General features: G+C 48.6%; 13 protein-coding genes. 1 reads left to right on the forward strand and 12 read right to left on the reverse strand.

Translation table 11 applies throughout. From position 1 onward, the window contains the following. Positions 1-31: 31 nt before the first annotated feature. The 10 genes from ACN0S4_RS02505 to ACN0S4_RS02550 form a co-directional block, all read right to left on the reverse strand. Positions 32-1,057, reverse strand: coding sequence for an FAD:protein FMN transferase (locus ACN0S4_RS02505; RefSeq protein WP_417656141.1), 1,026 nt, complete (start codon positions 1,055-1,057; stop codon positions 32-34). Positions 1,058-1,063: 6 nt separating this feature from the next. Further along, positions 1,064-2,305, reverse strand: a complete 1,242-nt coding sequence (gene nqrF, locus ACN0S4_RS02510) for an NADH:ubiquinone reductase (Na(+)-transporting) subunit F (RefSeq protein WP_417656142.1) — start codon at positions 2,303-2,305, stop codon at positions 1,064-1,066. A gap of 43 nt (positions 2,306-2,348) precedes the next feature. After that, the gene (gene nqrE, locus ACN0S4_RS02515) at positions 2,349-2,957 is read right to left on the reverse strand and encodes an NADH:ubiquinone reductase (Na(+)-transporting) subunit E (RefSeq protein WP_417656143.1); all 609 of its coding nucleotides are present in this window, start codon (positions 2,955-2,957) and stop codon (positions 2,349-2,351) included. A 10-nt stretch (positions 2,958-2,967) separates the two neighbouring features. Beyond that, complete coding sequence (locus tag ACN0S4_RS02520) at positions 2,968-3,600, reverse strand: NADH:ubiquinone reductase (Na(+)-transporting) subunit D (protein WP_417656144.1); 633 nt, start codon at positions 3,598-3,600, stop codon at positions 2,968-2,970. Further along, positions 3,593-4,381, reverse strand: coding sequence for a Na(+)-translocating NADH-quinone reductase subunit C (locus ACN0S4_RS02525; RefSeq protein WP_417656145.1), 789 nt, complete (start codon positions 4,379-4,381; stop codon positions 3,593-3,595). The genes ACN0S4_RS02520 and ACN0S4_RS02525 overlap by 8 nt, the downstream gene beginning before the upstream one ends. Next, on the reverse strand, positions 4,374-5,573 hold the full coding sequence (locus ACN0S4_RS02530; protein ID WP_417656146.1) for an NADH:ubiquinone reductase (Na(+)-transporting) subunit B: 1,200 nt from the start codon (positions 5,571-5,573) through the stop codon (positions 4,374-4,376). Before ACN0S4_RS02530 ends, ACN0S4_RS02525 begins: the two co-directional genes overlap by 8 nt. A 2-nt stretch (positions 5,574-5,575) precedes the next feature. Further along, a complete protein-coding gene (locus ACN0S4_RS02535; protein ID WP_417656147.1) occupies positions 5,576-6,916 on the reverse strand; it encodes a Na(+)-translocating NADH-quinone reductase subunit A in 1,341 nt (446 codons plus the stop codon). Between the two features lie 268 nt (positions 6,917-7,184). After that, complete coding sequence (fabV, locus tag ACN0S4_RS02540) at positions 7,185-8,366, reverse strand: enoyl-ACP reductase FabV (RefSeq protein WP_417656148.1); 1,182 nt, start codon at positions 8,364-8,366, stop codon at positions 7,185-7,187. Between the two features lie 90 nt (positions 8,367-8,456). Then, positions 8,457-8,768, reverse strand: a complete 312-nt coding sequence (locus ACN0S4_RS02545; RefSeq protein ID WP_417656149.1) for a BolA family protein — start codon at positions 8,766-8,768, stop codon at positions 8,457-8,459. Positions 8,769-8,771: 3 nt separating this feature from the next. Beyond that, complete coding sequence (locus ACN0S4_RS02550) at positions 8,772-9,236, reverse strand: hypothetical protein (RefSeq protein WP_417656150.1); 465 nt, start codon at positions 9,234-9,236, stop codon at positions 8,772-8,774. A 486-nt stretch (positions 9,237-9,722) separates the two neighbouring features. Between ACN0S4_RS02550 and ACN0S4_RS02555 the strand changes: the two genes are divergently transcribed. Further along, on the forward strand, positions 9,723-11,087 hold the full coding sequence (locus ACN0S4_RS02555) for a capsule assembly Wzi family protein (RefSeq protein WP_417656151.1): 1,365 nt from the start codon (positions 9,723-9,725) through the stop codon (positions 11,085-11,087). Between the two features lie 5 nt (positions 11,088-11,092). On the opposite strand, the gene ACN0S4_RS02560 is transcribed toward ACN0S4_RS02555, so the two are convergent. After that, positions 11,093-12,925 (reverse strand): cation:proton antiporter, encoded by a 1,833-nt coding sequence (locus ACN0S4_RS02560; protein WP_417656152.1) that lies wholly within the window; start codon positions 12,923-12,925, stop codon positions 11,093-11,095. Positions 12,926-12,996: 71 nt separating this feature from the next. After that, on the reverse strand, positions 12,997-15,174 hold the full coding sequence (locus ACN0S4_RS02565) for a TonB-dependent receptor family protein (protein WP_417656153.1): 2,178 nt from the start codon (positions 15,172-15,174) through the stop codon (positions 12,997-12,999). Between the last annotated feature and the right edge of the window lie 35 nt (positions 15,175-15,209).

Raw genomic sequence — 15,209 nt, forward strand, 5'->3', positions numbered from 1 at the left:
ACCTCCTGACTATAAATTGTCGAGCAGTTTCTTATTGGACCAAGTAAGGTTCAAAGGCGGAGCTTGTTACTTCCTTAAAGTTACCTTCTTCTCGAGTAACCAATAACACAGCTAATCCTTTGCTCTCAGCAAAAGCGAGAGCCTCTTCGGTACCCATAACAGATAACGCAGTCGCATATGCATCCGCGTCCATAGCGGTAGTTGCAAGTACGGTAACTGACACTAAATTGTGTTGAATAGGATACCCTGTACGCGGATCAATCAAATGCGATAACCGCCGACCATCTTCTTCGTAATAGTTGCGGTAATCACCTGACGTCGCGATACCTGCATCACCTGGTTCGACAATACGTTGTACAGCTCGTTCCGTCGAAATCGGCTTTTCAATCGCAATACGCCACGGTTCGTCACCGGGCTTTTGACCCTTGGTGCGCATTTCGCCACCAATTTCGACCAGGTAATTATGAATTTCCATTTGTTCTAAAAGCACAGCAACCCGATCAACACCATAACCTTTCGCGATGGTCGACAAGTCGACATAGAGATCTGGAACATCTTTCCGTAACTGGTGATTATCGACGTGTAAAAGTTGATAACCGACCTGATCTTGCACATCTTTAATGGCAGCGGGTGTCGGAATATCTACCGGTCGACCATCTGGGCCAAAACCCCATAAGTTGACCAAAGGCCCGACAGTGACGTCCAGTACACCGCCCGTTTCTTCGGCAATTTCAATCGAGCGTCGCACAACGACTTCTAATGCACGTGAAATGACCACAGGCTCGGTCGTCTGCTTCGCGTTAAATAACGACAACTCAGACTCAGGGTCATACGTCGACATTTGGCTGTTTACTTGCTCCAACACACCATCTACTCGCTCTTTGATCCATTCAGGATCATATTTGGGATTCGCCGTCACATAGCGAATTGAGTAGGTGGTTCCCATCGTTTCGCCCGTAACTGACAGTTGTTGCGGAGCATGAGTACATGAAACGAAAAAGGCCAGCCCTACAAGGGCTAGCCAGATTCGAGCATTCGACATTAGTGTCTTTTGCATCAGCGTTTAACCACCAAAGTCATCCAACATGATGTTTTCGTCTTCAACGCCAAGGTCTTTCAACAACTTGATGACTGCTGCGTTCATCATCGGCGGTCCACACATGTAGAACTCACAATCTTCCGGAGCTTCGTGGTCCTTCAGATAATTTTCGTACAACACGTTATGGATGAAGCCTGTATCGCCTTCCCAATTATCTTCCGGTTGCGGATCGGATAATGCCACATGCCAATCAAAGTTGTCATTTTCGCGGGCCAACATATCGAAGTCTTCAACGTAGAACATTTCTTTCTTCGAGCGCGCACCGTACCAGAATGACATTTTGCGATTGGTGTTGATTCGACGCAGTTGGTCGAAAATGTGCGAACGCATTGGTGCCATGCCAGCACCACCACCGACAAAGACCATCTCTGCTTCGGTTTCTTTGGCATAGAATTCACCAAATGGACCTGAAATGGTAACTTTGTCACCTGGCTTCAAGCTAAAGATGTACGAAGACATTTTACCTGCAGGTAGGCTCAAGTTGTTTGGTGGCGGCGTTGCAATCCGCACATTCAACATGATGATGCCTTTCTCTTCTGGGTAGTTCGCCATTGAGTACGCACGAATCACTTCTTCATCGACTTTTGATTCGACATCGAAGAAGCCAAAGCGCTCCCAATCACCGCGGAAACGGTCTGCGATATCAAAGTCTTTATATTTCACGTGATGGGGTGGCGCTTCAATTTGAATATAACCACCAGCACGGAATGGAACATCTTCGCCTTCTGGAAGTTGCACCACAAACTCTTTAATAAAGGTTGCGACGTTGTCATTTGACTTGACCGTACAATCCCACTTACGAATACCGAACACCTCTTCAGGTAATTCAATTTTCATATTCTGTTTCACGTTTACCTGACACGATAAACGACAGCCTTCGCGAGCTTCTTTACGGTTAATATGGTCGCGCTCAGTTGGCAGAATTTCACCACCACCCTCTTTGATGACCACACGACACTGGCCGCAAGAACCACCACCGCCACATGCTGACGATACAAAGATCCCCGCATTCGCAAGTGCACCCAGAAGCTTTGTGCCTGGTTGCGTGGTGATTTTCTTATCTGCGTCGTCATTAATCAAAATCTCGACATCACCCTGAGGTACCAATTTCGACTTCGCCGCCATAATGACTGCTACCAAAATTAATACGATCAAGGTAAACATGCCTACGCCGAGTCCAATGAGTACTAACTCTTGCCCTTGCATCGACTATTACCTCTCGTTAATCCGTTTCAACCGTTACCGGTGCTTATAGGGATACGCCAGAAAACGACATAAAGCCCAAGCCAATAAGACCCACTGAAATAAACGTGATACCAAGTCCACGTAAACCATCCGGTACGTCTGAATATTTTAGTTTTTCACGCACAGCTGCAAGGGCTACAATCGCTAGCGCCCAGCCGATACCGCTGCCGATACCGTAGACCACACTTTCACCAAAGGTGTAATCACGTTCAACCATGAACGCAACTCCACCAAAGATAGCGCAGTTCACTGTAATCAACGGCAGGAAGATACCTAACGCGTTGTAAAGAGCAGGTACATATTTATCGAGGGCCATCTCAAGAATTTGCACCAACGCTGCAATAACACCGATGAACGTTAAGAAACGTAAAAAACTCAGGTCGGCATCTGGGAAACCAGCCCACGTCAACGCACCTGGCGCCAAAATATTGTGGTACACCAAGTTGTTCACTGGCACTGAGATACCCAGTACTACGATAACCGCAACACCGAGACCAAAGGCTGTCGTCACTTTCTTCGATACTGCCAGAAACGTACACATACCGAGGAAGAACGATAGAGCCAAGTTTTCAACGAAAATCGCTTTAATAAATAAACTTACATAAGCTTCCATGATCGGCTCCTTATTCCTTAGGCTCTACTTGCTCGGTGCGGAAGGTACGCAGTACCCAAATAAAGCCACCGATAATAAAGAACGCGCTTGGTGGTAATACCAAGAGTCCGATTGGCTGGTACCAACCACCCTCTGACGCGAGCGCCAAGATCTGGTAACCGAACAAACTGCCTGAGCCGAAGAGTTCACGGATAAAACCAACGGTCAGAAGTACCACTGAGTACCCTAAACCGTTACCAATACCATCTAAGAAAGACAGCCCTGGTGTGCTCTTCATTGCGTAAGCTTCAGCACGACCCATAACGATACAGTTCGTGATAATCAAGCCGACAAACACCGACAGCTCTTTCGCAATACTGTATGCATAAGCTCGCAGAATTTCGTCTACAACGATAACCAAACTCGCGATGATGGTCATTTGTACGATAATCCGCACACTCGAAGGAATGTGATTACGGATAATCGAAATAAACAAGTTCGAAAACGCGGTTACAAAGGTCAGTGCAAGACACATAACCACTGTATTTTCCATTTTCGACGTGACCGCCAACGCTGAACAAATACCGAGGATTTGTAGCGCAATTGGGTTATTGGCAAAAATCGGTCCAAATAGGACTTCTTTCACTTCTTTTGCACTAGCCATTATTCAGCTCCCCTTTGCGAATTTTTTCCAGTAACGGACCATAGGCCGCATCGCTAAACCAATATTGGAAAGTGTTTTCAACACCATTACTGGTCAACGTCGCGCCAGACAAAGCGTCCACATCGTGCGCTTTGTCGGTCACATTTTTAGTCACATCAATTTGCACAGTTTCCATTTCGTCGCCGTACACTTCTTTACCTTGCCAGCTAGCAACCCACTGTGGATTTTGGATTTCACCACCCAGTCCAGGGGTTTCGTTATGCTGGTAGAAGTTGATACCACGAATGGTGTTCATGTCTGGCTCGAGCGCCAGCAATCCATACATGGTGCCCCACAGGCCATAACCACGAATGAATAAAACGACCGTTTCGAGTTGATCTTGAGCATTGTTGATGAAGTAGACTTTGGTCACGTTTTCACGCGAACCAATACCAGCCACGTCATTAGACTTCTCAAGCTTGGTACCGAGACCTGCTTTTTTCGCAGACGCGATCGGATCATAGTCCGTTGGATTTTTACCGTCGACTTGCTCAACAAACTCAAGCGTATTGAGATTCACTAAACGCGTGTCAACGCGGTCATTAAAGACAGCAACAACATCCGTCGTTGGTTCTAATAAACCGGCTGCGTCGAGCACGTTACGTTGCATGTCTAAAGCAGCATTTTTCACCTGCAAAGGTTTCAAACCAACCGCTGCACCAGCAACGATGATTGAACACACCAGACAGAGCGCAACAACGACAAATAACGTTTTGCCGAGCGATTCGTTCTTCTTAGACATTTCGTGCTAGCCTCCGCTTGATGTTCGCTTGAACTACAAAGTGGTCGAACAGTGGCGCAAATACGTTCGCAAATAGAATCGCGAGCATAATACCTTCTGGGTATGCCGGGTTCACGACACGAATCAATACCGTCATCGCACCAATCAAAAATCCGTAGGCAAACTTACCTTTGTTGGTGAACGAGGCTGATACTGGATCGGTCGCCATAAACATCATACCGAAAGCGAAACCACCAACGACCAGGTGCCAGTACCACGGCATCATGAACATGGTGTTGGTATCACTGCCGATGGCATTGAATAGCAACGACAACGCAACCATACCGCCAAACACACCACTGACGATGCGCCATGAAGCGATGCGGAAATAGATCAAGGCGAGTCCACCAATCAAGATCATCAGGGTTGATACTTCACCCATAGAGCCTTGAATGTTACCTAAGAATGCGTCCCACCAGAGAGCCGTGTCAGCAAAGTAGTTGGTACCAGTTGCAGCTTGACCTAACAGCGTTGCACCCGAGAACCCGTCGACCGCAGTCCACACTTGGTCGCCAGAAATAGTGGCTGGGAATGCAAAGTACAGGAATGCACGACCGGTCAAGGCTGGGTTTAAGAAGTTACGGCCAGTACCGCCGAATACTTCTTTACCAATGACCACACCAAACGAGATACCTAAGGCGACTTGCCATAAAGGAATGGTCGCTGGCAGGGTCAATGCGAACAGTACAGAAGTAACGAAGAAACCTTCATTGATTTCGTGTTTGCGGATGGAAGCAAACAAGACTTCCCAGAAACCGCCAACCAGAAAGGTTGTGGCATAAACAGGAACGAAGAAACAGGCACCGTAGAGTAGTTTTCCAGCCCAACCAGCAGCGCTTAAATCACCGCCCAGCATTTGGAATAAACCTACTTGCCAAATGTCTGCTAGCTCATAGCCATTGACTAATGCCATCGACGCTTGGTTACCGACGTTGTACATACCCCAGAACATGGCTGGGAATGTCATCATCCACACCAAAATCATAATCCGCTTCAAATCAACGTTGTCGCGAACGTGCGTCATGCTTTTCGTTACTTTGCCCGGCGTATAGAGAATAGTGGCGACAGCCTCATAAAGGGCGTACCACTTTTCATACTTCCCGCCTTTTTCAAAGTTCGGTTCAATGCGCTCAATATAGTTTTTTAAGCTCATGATTAACCCTCTTTCTCTATTTCGGTCAACATGTTACGCAGAACCGGACCGTACTCGTACTTGCCAGGGCAAACATAAGTACAGAGGGCCAAATCTTCTTCGTCCAACTCCAAGCAACCGAGTTTTTGCGCTTGCTCAGAATCACCGGAGAGAATATCTCGCAGTAAAATAGTTGGTAAGATATCTAACGGCATAACACGCTCGTAGTTACCAATTGGCACCATGGCGCGATCAGAACCATTCGTTGATGTTGTCATGGCGAATTTTTTGCTCGGGCTCAAATGGCCTGCAAATGCACGCGTAACGGAGTGTTGATTCACACCTGGCTTGATCCAGCCGAGGAATTCTTTGTTGTCACCTTCCGGCAGTACACTAACCTGCACATGGAAGCGACCTAACCATTGGTGGGCATCGTCAGCTTTGTGACCATTCAGAACCGATCCTGATACGATACGTTGTTTGCCTTCGGCAAGTTCACCTTGGGTTAGTTCACGCAAGTTTGCGCCCAATTGGGTGCGCAACAAACGCGGATTTTTGACACCGGGTCCGCCAACAGCAACAACACGGTCAGTGAAGATTTCACCGGTCGTGAATAACTTACCGTAGGCGATCACGTCTTGATAACCGATATGCCAAGCACGCTTGGCCATCGATACTGGCGACAGGAAGTGCATATGCGTGCCGACCAGACCTGCTGGATGCACACCTGCAAAACTTTCCAGTTGAACCTTTGCATCACCCGTATCTACTTCTGCATCTGCCGCTTTCACAACAAACACTTTGCCTTCAGTAAGATTGGTAAGCACGTTCAAGCCGTCAATAAATGCCTGCTTATGCTCTGCAATGATGACCGCTGGGTCAGCCGCTAATGGATTGGTATCCATGGCGTTGACAAAAATCGCAGCTGGTTTTGCATCCAATGCTGGCGAGCGGCTGAACGGGCGCGTACGAAGTGCGACCCACTGACCAGCGTCGTTGAGTTGCTCAACCACTTGGTCTCGGCCTAACGAGGCTAACTTGCTGCTCTCGTGCTGCGCAAACGTCTCTTGCTCAGTGCCGTCTACTTCAATGACGACAGCTTGCAATACTCGTTTTGCACCACGCATGACGTCTTTGACGACACCACTTGCAGGTGCAGTGAATTTAACCCCTGGGTTCTTTTTATCTTCGAACAGTACTTGGCCTTTCTTCACCCGATCATCGGCTTTCACCTGCATGGTCGGACGCATGCCAACATACTCTTCACCCAGTACGGCAACGGTCTTGACGGCATGGCCGTCTTCGATAGTCTGCTGGGGCGATCCCTGCAGCGGGATATCCAGCCCTTTCTTGATCGTAATCATACGCGTTTGCACTACTCGTTAGGGAAGATTAATCTCAATCAGTGAAGTCACTGAAAACCTGATAAATCAAATAGAAAACTTGCTCGCATTCACCTAGGGCGGGGATTTTAACACTTTTATTGACCTCCTTGCCACCTACGAAGGACAAAAATTCCAGCAAATCACTAGGGTTATTCTCTGTTCATAATCTCAACGCAGACCGCATAAAAAAAGCCGATGCTTGGTTGAGCGTCGGCTTTGTTCAGTTTGCTTTACGATAGTGACGAATTTATGACCAGCTCACAACTGGGTCGACGTCGGCATCGTAGTCAACGCCAGCAATACCAAAGCCAAATAATTTCAAGAAATCACTGTGGTAGCCTTCGTAATCCGCTAACTGATGGAAATTGTCTTGGTTGACTTGATCCCACAATGCTTTGATTTTCGCTTGCGTTGCATCGTTAGTTTCTTTGCCATCCATACGCAACCGTCCGGCCTCATCCAGCTTCGGATTGGCAGCATATAAACCTTCGGTCAACAACCGATAAATTTGCTCAATACAGCCTTCGTGTGTGCCTTCTTCTTTCATCACGCCATAAATCAGCGAAATATAGAGTGGCATGACCGGAATAGCTGAACTCGCCTGCGTCACTAGTGCTTTCAGAGACGATACATAGGCTTCTAAATTCAGATTGGTATAACGAGCACGCATGGCTGCTGCAGCGCGATCCAAGTCTTCCTTCGCTTTACCAATAGTGGCATGACCATAAATCGGCCAGGTTAACTCTTTACCAATATAGGTATACGCCGTGGTTTTGCAGTTTGGTGCCAATACGCCAGCTTGATTTAAAGCATCGAGCCAGAGCTCCCAGTCTTCGCCACCCATCACTTTAATGGTTTGCGCAATTTCGTCGTCATTAGCTGGTTCGAGTGAAATCTCTTTGACTTCATCGCGATCAGTATCATAAGTCTTGGTTGTGTATGCCTGTCCAACAGGTTTTAATGTTGAGCTAAACACCTGATCTGAGTTTGGATCTTTGCGCTTGGGCGATGCTAGTGAGTAAACCACCAAGTCCACTTGGCCAAAATCCTCTTTAATTTGCTCGATCACCTCAGCCTTCATTTCATTCGAGAAAGCATCGCCGTTAAACGACTTCGCATACAAACCAGCCGCCTGTGCTGCTTCATGAAACGCTGCGGTGTTATACCAACCAGCGGTTCCGGTACGCTTTTCAGTCGGCTCTTTTTCAAAACAGACGCCGATGGTTTTCGCGCCAGCACCGAAAGCGGTCGCGATGCGTGTAGCTAATCCATAACCAGTCGAACAACCGATCACCAGCACGCGTTGCGGAACGGCTTCGATTTTGGGTTGTTGCTGAATGAAGTCAATTTGTTGCTGAACGTGAGCCGCGCAGCCTACGGGGTGCGCGTTTGTACAAATAAATCCACGAATCTTTGGGTGAATAACCATAGTTGTCTCAACCTACCTATTCTTACTTTTATTGAATGCATCGCAGTGTACCCGACCTCTCTGTAGAAAGACATCTGAGTAGTTGGCTGACTATGGCTGTTGACTACCACCGCGGCACGCTGGTGAATCAGGTACTTGTTGCAGTTGCTGCCACTCCGTTGGGCTATACAAATGTAATGCCAATGCATGCAATTCGCCTGCTAATTCGGCAGCGAGCAACTTATTTACACGCCGGTGGCGTTGCAATAAACGTTGTCCATCGAACTCTGCACTGACAATCACTAATTTATAATGGGAGTCCGAACTCGCGGTTCCATGCATGTGACTCTCATTGATAACCTCTAACACCGAAGGCGCCAAGGCTTCTCGTAATTTGGTTTCGATCTGGGTTGCTAATGTCATGAGCTACTCCGGACCCATACTTTGATCAAGACTGCTAAAACAAATCGCGCGATCACGGCCAATCCGCGCCAGCGCATTAAACACATTGGGAGCTGTTTCATTGGTGCGATAGGCAATGCGATACAATTGTGAACTGACCGTACCCCATTCTTGATACAAATAAATGTTGTAGTCACGAGCGAAAATCGCCAGCGCTTCAATCCCTTCTTGACGTTGTCGCGGGAATGCAGAGGCTTCAGCCACCAACCGCCAACGATTCAGTTCTTCAGATGATGCCAACAAAGCTTCATTGGTTCGACTACGACAAAAACTCAATTGCAGTGTATCCGCAGTTAACTGCCATTGCGCAGTCGGCAGCTGTTGCTGATCGAGCTCAGTCAATTGCGCCTGCGCACTCGTATCCTCGGGCTCTGCCGCAGGCTGACAACCTGCCAATAAAAGAATCAATACGAATACCGAACAACGCATGTGGGCAACCCATAAACAATATGAACGAAGTGGGACTAGTATAAACAAAAAGACTGGTGAACGGTGAATAGTGAACAGAAAAGAGAACAAAAAAGAGACTGGTGAACGGTGAATAGTGAATAGAAAAGAGAACAGAAAAGAGACTGGTGAACGGTGAACAGTGAATAGAAAAGAGAAAGACTGGGATAGTGAGCCAGTATTCGAACAGCGTTTTTCGTTTCACTGTTCACTATTTACTGGTCACTGGAGGTTGGGTACGAACATCCCTGTTCGTTTGAAGTACCGCAATCCGTATGAGTACTTCCAATTCCTTGTTTAGAGTCTATCGCACAGATTTTAATAGTTCAATTACAATTTATAAACATAAGCCTAAGCTACTAAAGAATAAGTTAATTTATTGTCTTTTTTTGTTCGGAAAAGCTAGGCATTTATTTCTTGAGACATTGCAGTATACTCATACGCACTCTTGATAATTGTGGGTTTTGCATGACTACTTTCGGCCGTTTCGTCCTCCCCTCCTGCTGTGCATTAGCGTTTACCGTCGCATCTGTAGCGATATCCGCGAATGTATGGGTGGAGCGGTCTGACAGTCCGTTGTTGGATCGGATCGAGTTGCTGGCTAATGCTGGGAAGTTGCGAACATCGACCACCAGCTATCCGTTATCGTGGCGAGCACTTGCTCGTGACCTAGAGTTACTGGATGTTGACCGCCTTAATGCTGCCGAACGTGACGCTGTGTTCTTGATTCAAGCTCGTTTACAGACTGCTGCTCGCGATGCCGCGAACACGCAATTAAAGCTGGTGGCCAATAGTCAGGACGATGAGCAGTATCCACGGCATCAATGCAGTACCCATCAGCGGGCCGAATTGCAGCTTGCACATGCCTACACCGATGGTGATTTTGCAGCACGAATCAGCGTTCAGGCCCGGTTAGATGCCATCGATGATGAAGATTATGGTCTCGATGAGTCGTATCTCGCGTGGCGATTTGACGGTCTCACTGTTGGTATTGATACGCTATCAACACAGTGGGGCGTCGCCAGTGACCATAGCCTGCTGTTGTCCGACGCGGCTCGCCCGCTGCCGAAATTTCGAATTAGTTATCAGTCCGATCGGATTATCGGTGCGCTCAGTCAGTTTCATTTTCAGTCTTTTATTGGCGCCCGCAGCAGTTTTGGCGATGACTACAACGAGCCTGTTTGGGCCAATCGAATTTCATTTCAGTCGGATGGTTCCCTGCAGTTCGGTCTGACCCATGTCATGAGTTCGTTGGATAGCGCGGCCAACCCTTACCTCGCAGCCGATGAACGTTGGCATGCATTGAGCGCCGATGGTCGATTAGGTATCGTACTCGGCTCACAAACGAGTGCCGCTCTCTATGCAGAGCTTGGCGCTGATTTAGAAAATAGTTCAAGCATGTGGCTAGCGGGAGTTAGTGCTCACCAAATGTGGGGTGGATATCAATTTCGGGCCTATGCTGAGATCAGTGCTGGCGACGAGTTAGACCGTGCGGGCTTCTTCCAGTTGAACCATCACCTAGGCCGGCCGCTAGGACGATTAGCCGCTAACGACGCCACTGCAATCAGTGCAGGACTGCGTGCAACTAACCTGCAAGGTGAACATTGGGAGCTGACTGTGCGTGATTTCGATGCCAGTGATACGCCTTTTACTATCGCTCAGCAAACAGACCGTTTTGCACCGTTAACTGCAGCCACGAGTCAACTCGCGCTGACGCATAAGCGTCCACTCGGAAATGGCTTAGTGGGTTTGACCCTGGAGCGCTGGGAAACGGACTGGAACGGTGGTGATTCTGGATTTAACGCGCAGCTCAGTTACGAGCTGCGCTTTTAAACTACTCAGCTAGCCGCGTTATCCTCGTCCTCAGCGGCACTGACGGTATCCGGGCCAGCCTCAGAAACGAGCGCAACTACTTCCCAACCTGCTTTAGGTGTAAATGTCTGATCACTTGTGAAGACATGACAAATATCGCGCTCATCAAAAGCAAACAATGGAATAGCTCGATTGCCGTACCGCTCTTGGTAATCGGTATAGTCAAAGGTATCGGTAAGCGCGGTCGTTTTTACTTGAGCGCCTTGGAACGTCAAGCTCGCTAGCTTCGAAAAAGTGACTCCTTTACCGAATAATTTTAACCGCTCACGATAGCTTTCCGACAACTGGTTGCGCGCCGATGCATCATGCTCGGTGCTGTTCAAACCGAGAATCTTGGCACTCTCAAACCAATCCATAAAGTGCAATGCCACCACCGGATTGAGTTGTTTATAGGGCGATAAGATCAACACGCGTCCTATCCCCGTCATATCCATGTGTGTTTCGGCATGCTCAGAGGTTGGATTACCAAAGTACACCGGTAGTCCTTCCATGCGCGCCTGTTTAATGTGTTCCCAGTTGGTGTCTGCAAGCAGCACTGGAATGTCATGCTCTTTCAGTGCCTTAGCAATCAGCCGTGACGTTGGGTTGGCTCCGAAAATTAGGAAACCCTTCGCCGGTGGCTCACGCAACGTAAGCGCGTGCGCTAAAGGTTTCGCTGTCAAACTTTGTAATACAACGGTACTAAGTATCACCACGAATACCAGTGGCACCAACAAGTCAGCTCCTTCCCATCCCTGCTGCTGCATTTTAAGTGCAAATAATGCCGAGACGGCAGCCGCAACAATACCGCGTGGAGCTATCCAGCTGAGTAAGATTTTTTCTTTGACGTTCAACTGTGTGCCGATGCTGGAAACCCAGACCGCAATGGGACGTACCACAAAGATGATCACGGCCAACAACAAAACCGCAGGGAGTCCCAATTGGTCAAACGCTGCAGCGTCGATTCGAGCCGCTAAAATAATAAACAGACCGGAAATCAGCAGTACGCTAAGGGTCTCTTTAAACTCAAGAATGTCATCGAGATTGAGCCCCCGCGTATTCGCCATCACCATACCCATAACGGTTACAGTGAGCAGCCCAGATTCATGCTGCAGAGCGTTCGATAGGGCAAATACACCCAAGACCACTGCTAAGGTAGCAACATTACTCAAATAATGCGGGAACCAGCCCTTCATCAAGGCACGCGCAAGGATCTTGGCGGCTGCATAGCCAACCGCAAAGCCCACACCAATGGTAATTCCGAATGCCTGCAGTGCTTGCATCCAACCTGCGCCTTGGCTGGCGATAATAAACTCGTAAACCAAGACCGCCAGCAACGCTCCAATGGGGTCAATAATGATACCTTCCCACTTCAGGATATTGGCGAGTCGAGACAACGGCCTCACGGACCGCAACATCGGCTGAATCACGGTGGGTCCAGTTACTACTACCAAAGCCCCAAATAGCGCTGATAACTCCCAATTAAAACCCATCAAAAAGTGAGCTGACACGGCAATCAGCACCCAGGTGATAAACATCCCGATACTGACTAGGTTCGTCACCATACGCCCATGGCCCCGAATTTCCTCGAAACGCAAGGTTAAGCTGCCTTCAAACAGGATAATCGCAACAGATAGGGAAACTAACGGAAACAAGATGTCCCCGAATACGGCATCAGGCTGGAGAAAGCCTAACCAAGGACCGATCACTAAACCAGTAATCAGCAGCGGTAAAATTGCGGGAATTTTGAGTCGCCAAGCCCCCCACTGACACACAATCGACAACACACCAATGAGCGCCAGCGCTGACAAGTTCGACATAGAATTTCCACCCTGGATAAGCTAAAAGTTCTTACTACGGTAGCTTACCCAGAGTGGCTTCGTCTAGTTTTCTAGAAGCGATAATTATATTGAACAAAGGCGGTACGCGGCTTTCCGACTTGGATGCCGCCGTTGGTACGCGTCACCATGTAGGTTTCATCGAAGGCATTATCAATTCCCGCACGCACTTGCTGTTGCTGGTCAATCGCGTAGGTTAGCGTCAAGTCGACAACCGTGCGTGCATCAATGCGTTGCGCTGCATCAGGATCGCCTTGACCCGCTTGCGTCCGCATGTCGCCAACATAACGAGCTTGCGCATTCAATTCCCAAGCACCAACCAAGTAACGTGCACTGAGTTGGTACTGAGTATCCGCTTGATACGGCAGTTCATCACCGGCTGCAACACTGCCCCAAGTACCTAAGTTTGAATTAAAGCTATTCTTAAATTCGCTATCGGTAAAGGTAGCAGAAGCGCCCAAAACTAACTCACTTTGTGCCAGTGAAATAGCGTATTCGCCCAACAATTCGAGGCCTTGAACACGCACTTCGCCAGCGTTGAATTGTGTATCGATTGCATTCAAATCACAGCCTTGTGCTGCGGTACAATTGCCGTGCATGTTGTCGTAATCACTGAGGAATCCAATGACTTCGCCGCTTACAGCACCTGACCGATAACGCGCACCCACTTCCCAATTCACTGATTCTTCGTTTTCTTGCTCGGTGTTACCTGGCGCTGCTGGTGCGAAGCCCTTCTGCACACCACCGAGAAGAACTAGACCGTCAGTGAGACGATACGTCAGGCCAATGGCCGGGAGTACTTCACTAGTGCTATTAGCACGTTGGGTGGGCGTGGTATCTCGGCCTGGATTGGTTTTCCCCCAATCACGGCGCAAGGTATCGATGTCTTCGTAACGCAAACCGGCATCAATGTTGAGGTCACCAAAATTGAGAAACACTTGTCCGAATACAGCAGTTGCCTCAGCACTATCAATTCGGTTGGAATCAGTACCTGGCACTCCGGCGTTCAGCAGTTGTGTGCTGTAGTTCGCATTGAGCTGCCACAAGTCATTCCACTGGAAGCGGTCCATCGCGTCTTCATGCACGCGAGCTCCGACCACCAGTCGGTGGGCGCCAAGCGCTTGCTCGAACTGTGCTTGAACCCCCTCGCTGACGTAGGTTCGATTATTCGCTTTGACATTCAGCTCAAGATTACCCTGTGGATTAGCATCAAACGCACTCGCAATGGCTTCTGCACCACCACCTAGGCTCTCACCATTGACACTGCTGACCTTATACCAATTACGACCAAATTCATTCCGATAAGCCGTTGCTCGCAACGTCGAGCCAGAGCGCAGTGTCCAATCGTAACCCAGTTGATATTGACGATGTTCGGTCGTCATTTGGTCCAATTGCGACGCGCCATAGCGACGATACGGTGTCGCCTCGTAGTCGGCGGCAGTCAGGCCCAAATACGTTTCATCAGACTCTTCATCTGAATATTTTAATTTGATGTGCAGACGATGATTTCCAGCAGCATCCAACAAGGCCGCTGCTTTCATTAAGAAATCATTCTTATAAAAGCCTGTGTCTGCGCCGTTTGGCAATTCTTTGAAGCCATCAGCTTGCTGACGATAGCCTTCAATCACCGCACCAAAGCGATCGCTGCTGCCACCGACCCAGCCGTGCATTTTGCCATAGCCATCGCTACCCGCAGCCGCTTGTAATTGACCGGCAATATCGGTCGTAGGAATTGCGCGAGAGACCAAATTGAGGACACCACCCGTGGTCCGCGGTCCATAAGCAACACTGGCACCACCTTTAATGACTTCCAATGCCTGAATACGGCCAAACGTCGGGAAGTAGTATGCTGCTGGCGACGCGTAAGGCGCAGGAGCTGCCAACACACCATCTTCCATCACTGTGATTTTGTCAGAACGCGACGTGCCTGTGCCGCGCATACCAATATTAGCTCGCAGTCCGTACCCGTCTTCCTCGAGCACGTAAACTCCAGGTACTTGCGCTAACGCACGGTGAATATCAGTGAAATCAAATCGAGCTAACTCTTCAGCATTCATGTAATAACCTGAACCTGGCAGTTCATCAACTGCGGCAACAGAGCCAAGAATCGTGATTCTCTCCAATCCGCTTAAGTCTGCTTCCGCCGTTTCTGCTGATGCAGTCTGAGCAATCATCGGTAAAATTCCTGCAAGCGTAAGAGCACTTGCTACTGCTGATAACCGAAAAGTCATAGTGTAACCCTTTCCTGAATTGATTGAGTTGTTAT

The sequence above is a fragment of the Pseudidiomarina aestuarii genome (assembly GCF_048263735.1).
GTDB lineage: Bacteria > Pseudomonadota > Gammaproteobacteria > Enterobacterales > Alteromonadaceae > Pseudidiomarina > Pseudidiomarina aestuarii_B.